The sequence below is a fragment of the Paraburkholderia sp. GAS33 genome, assembly GCF_050436645.1.
GTDB lineage: Bacteria > Pseudomonadota > Gammaproteobacteria > Burkholderiales > Burkholderiaceae > Paraburkholderia > Paraburkholderia phenazinium_B.
The window spans coordinates 25,183-38,467 of sequence record NZ_JBNDMP010000015.1; the positions used below are offsets into that span (position 1 = coordinate 25,183).

Genomic DNA, 13,285 nt, shown 5'->3' on the forward strand with positions numbered 1-13,285 from the left:
CGGAGCGTTTCGTTCCGTCGCCTCGCACTTCGTACACCGGGCGGACAAGCAAAGCTGAGCCGCTCCAGCATTATCTTCAGAGAGATGCTTCATGGAAAAGCGATCCCGCTTCGGGACTGGCGTGCTGCCTTATCTGCTGGTAGGTCCGCAGCTGGCGATCACGCTAGTGTTCTTTCTTTGGCCTGCCGGCGTCGCGCTGTGGCAGTCCACGCAAAGCCAGGATGCGTTCGGCACGTCGAGCGAATTCGTGGGCCTCGCCAACTTCAAGCAACTGTTCGCCGATCCGCTTTATCTGGCGTCGTTTAACACTACGCTGTTCTTTTGCGTGCTCGTCACCGTCAGCGGACTGGTTATCTCGCTACTGCTCGCGGTCTGCGCCGATCGTGTGACGCGCGGCGCGAAGGCGTATCAGACCTTGCTGATCTGGCCGTATGCGGTCGCGCCCGCGATTGCCGCGGTGCTGTGGTCGTTCCTGTTTAATCCGAGCATCGGGCTCGTAACATACGCGCTTGCGAAGTACGGCATCGTCTGGAATCACGCGCTCAATCCGGGCCAGGCCATGTTCCTGGTCGTGCTGGCGTCAGTGTGGAAGCAGGTTAGCTACAACTTCCTGTTTTTCTATGCCGGCCTGCAGGCCATTCCGCGCTCGCTGATCGAGGCGGCCGCCATCGACGGCGCCGGACCCGTGCGGCGCTTTTTCGGCATCGCGCTGCCGCTGCTGTCGCCGACGAGCTTCTTTCTGCTCACCATCAATCTGGTCTACGCGTTCTTCGACACCTTTCCGATTATCGATGCCGCCACGGGCGGCGGACCGGCCCAGGCCACCCGCACGCTGATCTACCGGATCTTCGCCGAGGGCTTCCAAGGCCTCGACATCGGTAGCTCGGGCGCGCAGTCGGTCGTGCTGATGCTGATCGTGATCGCGCTGACCGTCGTGCAATTCCGTTTCATCGAGCGGAGGGTTCAATACTCATGATCGAGAATCGCCGTGGTTTCGACCTCTTCTGCCATGCGGTGCTGATCATCGGCGTCGCGCTGATCGTGTTCCCGGTGTACGTCGCGTTTTGCGCCGCCACCATGAATGAGCACGAAATCTTTTCTGTGCCGCTTTCGCTGATCCCGAGCACGCATCTGTTCGAGAACATCGCTAACGTCTGGGTGCACGGCAGCGGCAACGCGGCCGCCCCGTTCGGCCGCATGCTGATGAACAGTCTCGTGATGGCGCTGGTGATCTGCATCGGCAAAATCGCGATTTCGATGATCTCCGCCTACGCGATCGTATTCTTCCGCTTCCCGTTCAGGAATCTCTCGTTCTGGCTGATCTTCGTCACGTTGATGCTGCCCGTTGAAGTGCGCATTTTCCCAACCGTGCAAGTCGTATCGTCGATGCACATGTCCAACACGTACGCCGGACTCACGCTGCCGCTGATCGCGTCGGCTACCGCCACGTTCCTGTTCCGGCAGTTCTTCATGACGCTGCCCGACGAGCTGATGGAGGCTGCGCGTATCGACGGTGCGGGTGCGCTGCGATTCTTCTGGGACATCGTATTGCCGCTGTCGAAAACCAATATCGCCGCGCTCTTCGTGATCACCTTCATCTACGGCTGGAACCAGTATCTGTGGCCGATCCTGATCACGAGCCAGCAATCGTTGACCACGGCGGTGGTGGGTATCAAGAGCATGATCGCGTCGGGCGACACCGCCACTGAGTGGCATCTCGTGATGACCGCGACGCTGCTCGCAATGTTGCCGCCGCTCGCGGTGGTGCTGACAATGCAGCGCTGGTTCGTACGCGGACTCGTGGACTCTGAAAAATAAGCCGACCGTGCCGGCGCAACGAGCGACTCCACAGCCGGCTCCGGAACCGAATAACTTCGCGGCGACACGCAGCTCTTGGGGCAAGCGTAACCGCAGATGAAAAAGAAAGGCGGATGGAATGGCTGCATTGACGCTAAAGGGCGTAAAGAAAAGCTACGACAGCAAACAGTTCGTACTGCACGGCATCGACGTGGACGTGACCGATGGTGAATTCGTCGTGATGGTCGGACCGTCGGGCTGCGGCAAGTCGACCTTGCTGCGGATGGTGGCGGGCCTCGAAAGCATTTCCGAGGGCACGATCTCGATCAACGACAAGGTGGTCAATCAGCTCGAGCCGAAAGACCGCAACATCGCGATGGTGTTCCAGAACTACGCGCTCTATCCACACATGAGCGTGGCGCAAAACATGGGCTACGCGCTCAAGATCGGCGGCGTGGACCGTGCGGAGATCGACCGGCGCGTGCAGGCCGCCGCGCAGATTCTCGAACTCGGGCCGCTGCTTGAACGCAAACCGCGCGAGCTGTCGGGCGGCCAGCGGCAGCGCGTGGCAATGGGTCGCGCGATCGTGCGGGAGCCCGCCGTGTTTCTGTTCGACGAGCCGCTGTCGAACCTCGATGCCCGGCTGCGCGTGCAGATGCGCCTCGAAATCCAGCGGTTGCACGCGCGTCTCGCGACCACCAGCCTGTACGTCACGCATGACCAGATCGAAGCGATGACACTCGCCCAGCGTGTGATCGTGATGAACCGCGGCCACGCCGAGCAGATCGGCGCGCCGGTCGACGTCTACGAACGGCCGGCGACGGTCTTCGTTGCGAGCTTCATCGGCTCACCGGGGATGAATCTGCTGGAAGGCCGCGTATCGGACGACGGCGCTGCTTTCGAGGTCGCCGGCAATGGTCCGAAGCTGCCGCTCGCGGGCGTGCCGTGCATCGGTAGCGAGGTAGCGGCCGGGCGCGATTGGGTCCTCGGCATCCGGCCGGAGCATATGACACCGGGATTCCCGGACGCACCGCACGTGAGCATCGCGGTCGATTCATGCGAACTGCTCGGGGCGGACAACCTCGTGCATGGCCGCTGGGGCAAACACGACGTGACCGTGCGCCTGCCGCACACCCACCGGCCGGCCAACGGAGAAGCACTGCCCGTAGCGCTGCCTGCGAAACACCTGCATTTCTTCGATCCGGCGAGCGGCAAGCGGGCAAACTGATTTGGGGTCCGACTCGCTGTCTGGCGCCGCTGCGGCCTCGCAAGCGGCGCCACAAGACGATGTGTAGAATGAGCCGAATGACATAAAGCGATGCCACGTCGGACGATGTGCCTCGACGCGGCCCGTTGACCCAACAGAGTCAAGGAGACACGCGATGTGGTTCGTCGGCAAAAGCGAGTTGCTGTCGCTGATCCAGCTGAATTGCCTCGACGAGGTAATGCCTGCGTTCAGCGATCACAGACATCTACGCAAGAACACCACCGTTTATCGTCCGGAGGACCGCAGCGACTGCGTCTATCTGCTGAAGAAAGGCAGCGTCCGGCTGTATCGGCTCACCGAGGATGGCCAGGAAATCACGCTGTCGTTCATCAAGGCGGGCATGATTTTCGGCGACGGCGATGTCCTCAACGAGCCCAGTTATTCGCACTATGCGCAAACACTCGCGCCCAGCATGATCTGCTATATCCGCAAGCCGGATTTCAAGGAACTGCTGCGGCGCTACGACGTGATCAACCAGTTCGTGCTCAAGAGCCACTATCAGCGCTGGCAGGAAGCCCAGCAGTTGATCGAAAACCTTTCGCTGCACGACGTCCGTAAGCGCCTCACCAATATTCTCACCATGTTCGCCGCGCAGATCGGTTGCGATTTCACGTATCACGACGAGCCGGGCGCGATCCTGATCGACCTGACGATTGCTCAGGACAAGCTGGCGGATTTCATCGGCACGTCGCGTGAATCGGTGAACCGGCACTTTAGCGATCTGAAAGCGGCGGGTCTCGTCGACACGCACGAACGCAAGATCGTGTTGACACCCACGTTCGTCGGTCAATATCTGGCGCCGTCGGCGGCGAATCAGGTGCTGGCGCGCGCCCGCTCGCTCGCTGCCGAAAGCCTCAAAGCGCCGCTAGCGCGCGCCTGACCTCGGCGACGCCGCTCTGCGGACTCGCCAGCACGGGCACCTTGGTCGACCCGAGCAAGGGCACGAGGCGCGCCATCGATACCTGCGCGAGCACGACCACATCCACTTCGTCCATCAGGGCAACGATGGTGCGCTTCAGGATGTCGTCGTGGCGCGCGGCGTCGCCGGCGAGCAATGCGTCGAACGCACCGTCGGCGATGCGCTCCACGACCGTCACGTCGCGCTTGTTTTCAGCGGCTTTCTTCCGGATCAATCGCACCGTCGGTTCCAGCGTCGTCGACACCGTCGCGACCACGCCGACGCGCTGCCCGATGCGGCTTGCCTCTTCGGTCATGACCTCATCCACCTTGATGATGGGTGTGCGGATCATCCCGCGCAGCAGGTCGGTGGCCTCACCTACCGACGAGCAGGCGTTGAGTATCAGGTCGGCGCCCATCGACTGCGCGTTCTGCATGTAGCTATAGATGCGGCTCGTCACCTCGGGCGTCAGATGACCGGCGCTGCGCACGTCATTTAACAGGCTGTCGTCGACGATATTGATCACGCGTGCATCGGCGAGCTGTTCCTTGAACTGATCCTTGAGCGGCTGCACCGTCACCGGCCCGGTGTGAATTACGACAATCGTGGTCATTGCACTAACACTCCCTATCGAGACAAACGCAAGACAAACAAAACATAAAGCGGACCGTTGCAAGCAAAGCCGTCATGCGGTGGCAGCAGCCATCACGCGTTCCTGGGTAGCTTCAGCGCGCGTCAGTTCGCCATTGAGGCGTCCTTCGCGCACGACCAGCACGCGGTCGCTCACGGCCAGCACTTCCAGCAGGTCCGACGAAATCACGATGATCCCGATCCCCTGCGCTGCGAGCCGCGCCAGCAACGCGTGCACTTCGGCCTTCGCGCCAATGTCGATGCCACGCGTCGGTTCATCCACGATCAGCACGCGCGGATTGCGCGCCACCCATTTCGCCAGCACGACCTTCTGCTGATTGCCGCCGCTCAGGTTGATCACCTTCTGCTCGATTGAAGGCGTCTTGACGCTCAACGTGCGGACGAACTGTTTGCAGATTTCATCTTCCTTCGCGCGCTGCAGGAACTGAAACGGCGAATACGCTTCGAGATGCGTAAGACTGAAGTTTTCGCGCACGCTCATCTCCAGCACCAGACCTTGAGCCTTACGGTCTTCGGTGACAAAGCCAATGCCATGCGCAATCGCCTCGTGCGGCTTGCGGATCGTCACCGCTTTGCCGTCGACGAAAATCTCGCCTGCGCACGGCCGAATGCCGAAAATCATCTCCATGATTTCGGTGCGGCCCGAGCCCACCAGCCCCGCGATCCCCAATATCTCGCCACGATGCAACCTGAAGCTGATGTCGCGAATGTGCACGTCGGCGGCGCGCGGATGCCGCATCGCCAGATCGCGCACTTCAAGCACGACCTCGCTCGTCGCATGGGAAACGGGCGGCGCGTACAGCTCGCTCAGCTCGCGGTCCACCATCTTTCGCACTAGCGATTCACGCGTCACGTCGGCGATCGGCTGTGTATCGACAGTCGAACCGTCGCGCAACACCGTGACGCGATCGGCGAGTTCAAGCACCTCTTCCAGCCGATGCGAGATATAGATGATGCCGATATCCTTCTGCCGCAAACGCTTGATCAACTCCAGCAGCACACGCGTTTCGTGATGGCTGAGCGAAGCCGTCGGCTCATCCATCACGATCACCGCCGACTGATACGAGATCGCCTTGGCGATCTCGATCATCTGTTTCTGGCCCACGCTCAGTTCGCTGACGCGCGTGGTTGGATCGATCTTCATGTCGATCGTCTCGAGTACCGTGCGCGCGTCTTCGTTCATGCGAGCAACGTCCAGAAAACCGAAACGGTTAAGCGGCTCCCTCGCGAGATAGATGTTCTCCGCGATCGTCAGGTTTTCGACAACCGAGAGTTCCTGGTAAATGATGTTGATACCAAGTGCGCGTGCATGATTGCCGTCGCGCAACACGATCTCCTGACCGTCGACGAGAATGCTGCCGCCCACATCGTGCGAGAGGACGCCGGTCAGAATCTTCATCAGCGTGCTCTTGCCAGCGCCGTTTTCGCCAGCGAGTCCAAGCACTTCGCCGCGCGACACGTGCAGGTTGACGCGATCGAGCGCTTTCACGCCCGGAAACGTCTTCGAGATATTGCGCATCTCCAGAAACGGCGTCATCGAATCGCTCCTGCCTGCACGTGCGGACACGGAAATTACTTCGGGCTGCTTGGCGTTATTTCGTATAGCTTCCCATGTTGTCCTTCGTCACCACCGTGACCCCGGTATCGATGTCCTTGATGTCCTTATCCTGCCCTTGCACCTGGGCCACCAGATGCTCCACCGCAAGCCGCCCCATCGTCACCGGACGCTGCACCATGATTCCCTGAATGTAGCCTTCCTTCAGCCCCTTCAAGGTATCCGGCAGATCGTCGAACGCGAACACCTGCAGCTTGCCCTTCATCGCGCCGAATTCCTTCGTGTTGAGCACCTTCGCCACCGCTGGGCCGCCTACCTGGCTCACGCCGAAGATGCCCTTGAGTTGCGGATGCGCCCGCAGCGTCGTCTCTGTCACCGATACGCCTTTGGCGAGATCGTCCTCCGTGCCCTGCGTTTCGACGATCTTGATGCCCGGATATTTGACGAGTTCTTTTTTGATACCGGCAATGCGCTGGTTCAGGTTCACCGCACCGAGCTGCCCGGTGATGATCGCAACCTCACCCTGGCCGTTCAGCGCCTTCGCCATGGAGTCCGCCATGGTTGCGCCAGCCGATTCGTTGTTGGTGCCGATATACATCGAACGGCCGCTGTTCGGTGAATCGGAGTCGTACGTCAGCACCTTGATGCCGCTCTGTTCGGCCCGCTTCATCACACCTTCGACCGACTTCGGCTCGTTGACCGAAATCGCAATGCCGTCGACGTGCTTCGAAATCAGATCCTCGATGATCTGCACCTGGGTCGAGCCCTGGGTGTTTTGCGGCACGACCCATTGATAGCCGACGCCCGCCTTCTCGGCGGCCGCTTTCGCGCCGTTGTTGCAATCGTCGAAGAACGGCACGGCCACCTTCGGGATCACCGCCACCGTGATGTCCTTTGGATCCTTCGCCTGCGCGGCGCCGTATCCCATCATCAGTACAACTGCGGCCAGGCTGCCTGCCAGCAGGCGGGGCATAGCATTGGTGTTCATGACGTTGTCTCCTTGTTTTCTTGTGTTAGCGAAGTGATGCTTGTGACGAAAATCTCCGGTCTAGCGGCCTTTGCGCCGCACACGCCAGATATCGATGCTGACCGCGATCAGGATCACGCAGCCGGTGATGGCCTGCTGCGCGTAGGTGTCGATGTTGAGGAGCACGACGCCATTGGTGATGATCCCGGCGAGCGCCGCGCCGATGATCGCGCCTTCGACGCTGCCTACGCCGCCCGAGAGACTCGCGCCGCCAATCGCGGCAGCCGCAATGACGTCGAGTTCAGCGCCGAAACCCGACGCCGGTTCCGCCGACACGAAACGCGAAAAGCTGACGACGCCCGCAAGTGCGGCGATCAAACCCGACAACGCGTAGACCGTGAACTTGACGCGGTGGGTGCGCACGCCGCTTAGCCGCGCCGCGACTTCGTTGCCGCCTGTCGCATAGACGTGACGGCCAAAGCGCGTGCGCCGCATCAGGATGGAGAAGCACACGGTCAGCAGAAGCATGATCACGACGGGCACCGGCACGAAGCCGAAATAGCCCTGGCCGATGAACGTGAAGCTGTCGGGGACATCGGGCGTGAGCGGCACGCCTTTGGTGATGATGTACATCAGGCCGCGGCCGATGCTGAGCGTGCCGAGCGTCGCGATAAACGGCGGCAACTGGATCCACGTGATCAGGACACCGTTGAACGCGCCGACAATCAATCCGGCGCACAAGCCCGCCAGCACCGCGGGCAGCGGTCCCCAACCGTGCTGGAAGGCGAGCGCGGTCATCAGCGACGACAGTCCCATCACCGAGCCGACCGACAGATCGATGCCACCGGTGATGATCACGAGCATCATTCCGATCGACATGATGCCGACCAGCGAAAACGAGCGGAACACCCCCATCAGATTGTTCGTCGTCAGGAAGTACGGAGAGAAAATACTGATGACGATGCCGACCAGGATCAGCACCGACAGGATGTTGAGCTCGCGGATTTTCAGCCAGTTGCGCATCGTATCCAGCACGCCGGCGTGCGCCGGCTCCCCTGTCTTGGTCGAGATGGCTCTCAAAGGGCGTCTCCATGCAGATCATTGCGGCCCGGCGGTTTTTACCCCGCGGCGTTTCGAGCACGACTACGCCTTGCTGCCAACGCGCCGCACCTTGGGACTGGCACCGATCATAGGATCAGAGCGCCACAGGAAACTGTGACGTACGTCATACATACGTATTGGGGTTCTCCCGAAGTGCCTGGATGCGGCCCCGTGACTATGACGTTCGTCACAGAAACGCATGGCAGGAAACGTCTATGATGTTTTAACCCCCTGATTCACCTGAACCTGACAAGGAGCAAGGCAGATGACGAAGCGAGTGATTGTCACCGGCGGTAGCGGACTGGCCGGCAAGTGGGTGGTCGAAGACCTGGTCGCGCACGGTTATGAAGTGCTGAACCTCGACCGCGTGCCGATGGCAAAGCAAACCGCCCGCACCCTCATTACAGACCTGACCGACGCGGGCCAGGTGTTCAACGCGCTTGCCTCGAGCACGACCTCGAAGGAGTTCGACGACGACATCGAGCCGAAGCCGATCGATGCGATCGTGCACTTTGCGGCCATTCCGCGGATTCTCGTCACGACCGACAACGAGGTGTTCCGTATCAACGTGATGGCGACGTACAACGTGCTCGACGCGGCCTCGAAGTACGGCATCAAGAAGGTGATTCTCGCGTCGAGCGAAACGACCTATGGGGTGGTGTTCGCGCATCGTCACCGCGACCCGGCCTATTTCCCGCTGGATGAAGAGTATCCAGTCGATCCGATGGACAGCTACGCGACGTCGAAGGTCATCAACGAAGTGACCGGCAAGGCGTTTCATGCGCGCACCGGCGCGGACATTTACTGCTTCCGGATCGGCAATGTGCTCGATCCGGCCGACTATGCGAAATTCCCGACCTGGCTGAAGGATCCGATCCTGCGCAAGCGCATCGCGTGGAGCTATATCGACGGCCGCGATCTGGCTACGGCCTGCCGCCTCGGCATCGAGAAGGATGGTCTGGGCTTCGAGGTGATGAACGTGGCGGCGGACGACGTCTCGTCGGATCTGCCGACCGCGGAACTGCTCAAACGCTTCTATCCGAACGTGCCGGTGAAAAAGCAGCTGGGCGAGTTCGAAACGCTGTTGAGCAATGAAAAACTGAAGCGCCTGCTTGGCTGGAAGCAGCAGTATCGCTGGAGGGAACAGCCGGGCGCCAAATAGCCTGACTCAGGTCCACGCACGACTGGCCGCAGGGATCGCGCCTGCGCGCCAGTCATCCGCCATACCTGCGCGTCCACGCGCGCACATTCCCCCCTCAGCGCGCCGTCACCGCACGCTCCGCGCCGCGCAAACCTCTCCCTCTTATCCGGCGGATTCCGCCAGGACACGCCCTGCACGCCCGCGCCGCCCGCCCCGAAGTACAATGACACCTCTCCCGCCGTGCGCGCTCTCATGCCGAAAGCTTCGATCGTAAGGATCGACCGACGCTCACGCCGCACCGGCCGGAAACCAGCGGCACCGAATTCCCATCCACCCACGACCGCCCGCCCTCTGTGCGGCCGGCGGCGTCAACGCCTACTGCAAGCAAAATGGCCCAATACGTCTTCACCATGAACCGGGTCGGCAAGATCGTGCCGCCCAAGCGTCAAATCCTGAAAGACATCTCCCTGTCATTCTTCCCCGGCGCGAAAATCGGTCTGCTCGGCCTGAACGGCTCGGGCAAGTCGACGCTGATCCGCATCATGGCGGGCGTCGACAAGGACATCGAAGGCGAAGCCACGCCGATGCCCAACCTGAACATCGGCTACCTGCCGCAGGAACCGCAACTCGATCCGCAAAAGACGGTGCGTGAAGCGGTCGAAGAGGGTCTGGGCGAAGTGTTCGGCGCGCAGAAGAAGCTCGACGAAATCTACGCCGCGTATGCCGAGCCGGACGCGGATTTCGACGCGCTCGCCGCTGAGCAGGCCAAGTACGAAGCGATCCTCGCCACCGCGGATGGCAGCGCCGAGCAGCAGATCGAAATCGCCGCGGATGCACTGCGTCTGCCGGCATGGGACGCGAAAATCGAGCATCTGTCGGGTGGTGAAAAGCGCCGCGTCGCGCTGTGCAAGCTGCTGCTCGAAAAACCGGACATGCTGCTGCTCGACGAACCGACCAACCACCTGGACGCCGAATCGGTCGACTGGCTCGAGCAGTTCCTGACACGCTTCCCGGGGACCGTGGTCGCCGTGACCCACGATCGCTACTTCCTCGACAACGCCGCCGAGTGGATTCTCGAACTCGACCGCGGCCACGGCATTCCTTGGAAGGGCAATTACAGCAGCTGGCTCGATCAGAAGGAAGAGCGCCTGAAGCAGGAAGAAGCGTCGGAATCGGCACGCCAGAAGGCAATCAAGAAAGAACTGGAGTGGGTGCGCCAGAACCCGAAGGGCCGTCAGGCGAAGTCGAAGGCACGTATCGCCCGCTTTGAGGAACTGAACAGCCAGGACTACCAGAAGCGCAACGAAACCTCGGAAATCTTCATCCCGGTCGGCGACCGTCTCGGCAATGAAGTGATCGAGTTCAAGAATGTGTCGAAGGCCTACGGCGATCGTCTGCTGCTCGACAACGTCAGCTTCAAGATTCCGGCGGGGGCGATCGTCGGCATCATCGGGCCGAACGGCGCCGGCAAGTCGACGCTGTTCCGCATGCTCACGGGCAAGGAACAGCCGGATTCGGGCGAGATCGTGCAAGGGCCGACGGTCAAGCTTGCCTACGTGGATCAAAGCCGCGATGCGCTCGACGGTTCGAAGACGGTGTTCGCAGAGATTTCCGGCGGCGCCGACGTGCTGACGGTCGGCAAGTATGAAACGCCGTCGCGGGCCTACATTGGCCGCTTCAACTTCAAGGGCGGCGACCAGCAGAAGATCGTCTCCAACCTTTCGGGTGGTGAGCGCGGCCGTCTGCATCTGGCCAAGACGCTGATCGCGGGCGGCAACGTCCTGCTGCTGGATGAACCGTCGAACGACCTCGATGTCGAAACGCTGCGCGCGCTCGAAGACGCCCTGCTCGAATTCGCGGGCTCCGTGATGGTGATCTCGCACGATCGCTGGTTCCTCGACCGCATCGCGACGCATATCCTGGCATTCGAAGGCGATTCGCAAGTGACGTTCTTCGACGGCAACTACCAGGAATACGAAGCGGACAAGCGCAACCGTCTGGGTGAGGAAGCCGCCCGGCCGAAGCGTCTGCGCTATAAGCCGATCGCGCGTTAAGACGTTCGCCGCATACGTCCCGGTTATCGGCCAGGCCGTGCATTGCACGGTTTGTGCCCGGTAACCGGCGGGCGGCGCGGCATGAGGTTTGCTCACCTTTAAACGGCCAGCCGCGCGTCGCGCGACCACGAGGAGGCAAGCATGGCGATGTCGACTGCAAGACGTGTGGCCGTTGCCGTCGCCGGTATCGTTCTGGTGCTGCTCGTTATCGCCCTGGGCGGTTTATATTTCGCGCAATACGAAGTCAAACAGCGGATCATCTCCGTGCTCGGACCGCTCGGCAGCGCTGATAGCATCGATGTGGGTCTGACCTCCGTACGCCTGACCAACGTCCGCCTCAAGGGGCCGCCAGGCTGGCCCGCGCCCGACTCGCTGCGGGCCGACCAGATCACGATCGTTCCCGACGTCCGCGAACTGCTCCAGAAGCGGGTACATATCCGCTCGGCGGTCGTAACCGGCTTCGACCTTTCGGTTGTGCGCAAAGCAGATGGCACGTTGCAACTGTTACCCAATCTCAAGGAATCGATGAGCCGGCCGGATACCGGCGCGAGCGTCGGCGACGTGTCCGTGCAGCAGGAGAAACTCATCGATCACATCGCCTTTCAACAAGGCACATTCGAGTTCTACGATTTGACCGTCAGCAAGCCGGCCTATAAGGTGGCCGTCACCAACGCGAGCGCCACCGTCGATCATCTGCATCTGCCCGCGCTTACGGAGCCGACGAACGTCGCGGTGAATGGATCGATCGTCGGTCCGGCGCACACCGGCACGGTCTCGTTCGGCGGCTGGATCAAGATCGCCAGCAAGGATTCGCAGACCACCAGCACGCTACGCGGCGTCGATGTGGCCATGCTCGATCCGTATCTGCTCAAGAAGGCCGGCGCCAAGACCCAGATCGCCGGGGGCACGGTCGACCTGACGGTGGAGTCCACGGTCACGAGCTATCATCTGCATGCGCCGGGCGCGATCACCCTGCACCACCTGCAACTGGCGGACAACGGCAACCCGCTCGACACCTTCCTGTCGATTCCCACCAAGGCCGCGGTCGCGGCGTTGAAGACGCGCAACGGCGACATCACCGTGCATTTCGTGCTGGACGGCAACTTGCGCGATCCGAAATTCTCGGTGAACGAAAATCTGCTGACCAAGCTGGGTACTGGCTTCGCACAGGCGATGGGCGTCAGCGTCGAAGGGGTGGCGAAAGGTGCAGGCGACACCGTCAAAGGTTTGGGCAACGCATTGAAGAACCTGCTTGGGCAGTAAGCCGTAAAGTCCATAGACTCGACAATCAAGGAGACGCCATGCCAGCACCCACCGCTGCCGCCGACGCGATGACGCCGTATCAGCTCCCCAACCCGCCCGAGGCGCTGCGCGAGATCGTGGTCGAATCGGCCATACCTCAAGACGAGCGCCTGTGGGTGCCGCAAGCCGATAACGTGTGGTTCCGGCCGTTGTGCCTGAACGTCTCCACCGGCTACTGGATGAATCTGCTGCGCGTGCGCAAGTCGGGGGTGTTGAGCCGTCACCGTCATCCGGCCGCCGTGCACGGATTTGTGCTCAAAGGCAAATGGCGCTATCTCGAACACGACTGGATCGCCACCGAAGGCAGCTACGTCTTCGAGCCGCCGGGCGAAACCCATACGCTGTATGTCCCGGAAGACGTCGAGGAAATGATCACCTACTTCCAGGTGAACGGCGTGATGTACTACTGCGACCCGTACGGCAATTTCACCGGGTACGAAGACGTCTTCACCAAGCTGGAGATGTGCCGCGCACACTTCGAAAAAGTCGGGCTCGGCGCGAGTTATGTGGACCAGTTCGTGAGGTAGCGTAGGCCTTCAGGGCCTCAGGCAG

The 13,285-nt window shown here is 61.3% G+C and carries 12 protein-coding genes; 8 read left to right on the forward strand and 4 right to left on the reverse strand.

The features are described from left to right. The first annotated feature begins 91 nt into the window (after positions 1-91). From ugpA to P3T24_RS32710, 4 genes are all read left to right on the forward strand, one after another. On the forward strand, positions 92-976 hold the full coding sequence (gene ugpA, locus P3T24_RS32695) for a sn-glycerol-3-phosphate ABC transporter permease UgpA (RefSeq protein ID WP_429411369.1): 885 nt from the start codon (positions 92-94) through the stop codon (positions 974-976). Then, the gene (ugpE, locus tag P3T24_RS32700; RefSeq protein ID WP_074262594.1) at positions 973-1,818 is read left to right on the forward strand and encodes a sn-glycerol-3-phosphate ABC transporter permease UgpE; all 846 of its coding nucleotides are present in this window, start codon (positions 973-975) and stop codon (positions 1,816-1,818) included. Before ugpA ends, ugpE begins: the two co-directional genes overlap by 4 nt. Before the next feature lie 118 nt (positions 1,819-1,936). Then, the gene (locus P3T24_RS32705; protein ID WP_074262595.1) at positions 1,937-3,025 is read left to right on the forward strand and encodes a sn-glycerol-3-phosphate import ATP-binding protein UgpC; all 1,089 of its coding nucleotides are present in this window, start codon (positions 1,937-1,939) and stop codon (positions 3,023-3,025) included. A gap of 154 nt (positions 3,026-3,179) precedes the next feature. After that, positions 3,180-3,944 (forward strand): Crp/Fnr family transcriptional regulator, encoded by a 765-nt coding sequence (locus tag P3T24_RS32710; RefSeq protein WP_074262596.1) that lies wholly within the window; start codon positions 3,180-3,182, stop codon positions 3,942-3,944. Here the strand turns inward: P3T24_RS32710 and P3T24_RS32715 are convergent. From P3T24_RS32715 to P3T24_RS32730, 4 genes are all read right to left on the reverse strand, one after another. Further along, a complete protein-coding gene (locus P3T24_RS32715; protein WP_429440974.1) occupies positions 3,919-4,575 on the reverse strand; it encodes an aspartate/glutamate racemase family protein in 657 nt (218 codons plus the stop codon). The two genes, P3T24_RS32710 and P3T24_RS32715, sit on opposite strands and share 26 nt — an antisense overlap. Before the next feature lie 72 nt (positions 4,576-4,647). Continuing rightward, positions 4,648-6,150, reverse strand: a complete 1,503-nt coding sequence (locus tag P3T24_RS32720) for a sugar ABC transporter ATP-binding protein (RefSeq protein ID WP_429440976.1) — start codon at positions 6,148-6,150, stop codon at positions 4,648-4,650. A 55-nt stretch (positions 6,151-6,205) separates the two neighbouring features. Next, positions 6,206-7,099: a sugar-binding protein gene (locus P3T24_RS32725; protein WP_429441053.1), complete on the reverse strand. Its 894-nt coding sequence runs from the start codon at positions 7,097-7,099 to the stop codon at positions 6,206-6,208. A 117-nt stretch (positions 7,100-7,216) separates the two neighbouring features. Beyond that, the gene (locus tag P3T24_RS32730) at positions 7,217-8,158 is read right to left on the reverse strand and encodes an ABC transporter permease (protein WP_074265848.1); all 942 of its coding nucleotides are present in this window, start codon (positions 8,156-8,158) and stop codon (positions 7,217-7,219) included. A 343-nt stretch (positions 8,159-8,501) separates the two neighbouring features. On the opposite strand from P3T24_RS32730, the gene P3T24_RS32735 reads away from it, so the two are divergent. The 4 genes from P3T24_RS32735 (at position 8,502) to P3T24_RS32750 (ending at position 13,260) form a co-directional block, all read left to right on the forward strand. Beyond that, the gene (locus P3T24_RS32735; protein WP_429411378.1) at positions 8,502-9,398 is read left to right on the forward strand and encodes an NAD-dependent epimerase/dehydratase family protein; all 897 of its coding nucleotides are present in this window, start codon (positions 8,502-8,504) and stop codon (positions 9,396-9,398) included. 368 nt (positions 9,399-9,766) lie between these two features. Continuing rightward, a complete protein-coding gene (ettA, locus tag P3T24_RS32740; RefSeq protein ID WP_074262600.1) occupies positions 9,767-11,431 on the forward strand; it encodes an energy-dependent translational throttle protein EttA in 1,665 nt (554 codons plus the stop codon). Positions 11,432-11,572: 141 nt separating this feature from the next. Further along, complete coding sequence (locus P3T24_RS32745; protein WP_429440978.1) at positions 11,573-12,694, forward strand: DUF748 domain-containing protein; 1,122 nt, start codon at positions 11,573-11,575, stop codon at positions 12,692-12,694. A gap of 38 nt (positions 12,695-12,732) precedes the next feature. Beyond that, on the forward strand, positions 12,733-13,260 hold the full coding sequence (locus P3T24_RS32750) for a 2,4'-dihydroxyacetophenone dioxygenase family protein (protein WP_074262602.1): 528 nt from the start codon (positions 12,733-12,735) through the stop codon (positions 13,258-13,260). Positions 13,261-13,285: the final 25 nt, after the last annotated feature.

Bases quoted from the DNA above. Each gene is read 5' to 3' on its own strand.
- ugpE (WP_074262594.1), top strand. From the start codon at position 973: ATGATCGAGAATCGCCGTGGTTTCGACCTCTTCTGCCATGCGGTGCTG.
- P3T24_RS32705 (WP_074262595.1), top strand. From the start codon at position 1,937: ATGGCTGCATTGACGCTAAAGGGCGTAAAGAAAAGCTACGACAGCAAA.
- P3T24_RS32730 (WP_074265848.1), bottom strand. From the start codon at position 8,158: ATGCGCAACTGGCTGAAAATCCGCGAGCTCAACATCCTGTCGGTGCTG.
- P3T24_RS32745 (WP_429440978.1), top strand. From the start codon at position 11,573: ATGGCGATGTCGACTGCAAGACGTGTGGCCGTTGCCGTCGCCGGTATC.
- ugpA (WP_429411369.1), top strand. From the start codon at position 92: ATGGAAAAGCGATCCCGCTTCGGGACTGGCGTGCTGCCTTATCTGCTG.
- P3T24_RS32715 (WP_429440974.1), bottom strand. From the start codon at position 4,575: ATGACCACGATTGTCGTAATTCACACCGGGCCGGTGACGGTGCAGCCG.
- P3T24_RS32735 (WP_429411378.1), top strand. From the start codon at position 8,502: ATGACGAAGCGAGTGATTGTCACCGGCGGTAGCGGACTGGCCGGCAAG.
- P3T24_RS32750 (WP_074262602.1), top strand. From the start codon at position 12,733: ATGCCAGCACCCACCGCTGCCGCCGACGCGATGACGCCGTATCAGCTC.
- P3T24_RS32710 (WP_074262596.1), top strand. From the start codon at position 3,180: ATGTGGTTCGTCGGCAAAAGCGAGTTGCTGTCGCTGATCCAGCTGAAT.
- P3T24_RS32725 (WP_429441053.1), bottom strand. From the start codon at position 7,099: ATGATGGGATACGGCGCCGCGCAGGCGAAGGATCCAAAGGACATCACG.
- ettA (WP_074262600.1), top strand. From the start codon at position 9,767: ATGGCCCAATACGTCTTCACCATGAACCGGGTCGGCAAGATCGTGCCG.
- P3T24_RS32720 (WP_429440976.1), bottom strand. From the start codon at position 6,150: ATGACGCCGTTTCTGGAGATGCGCAATATCTCGAAGACGTTTCCGGGC.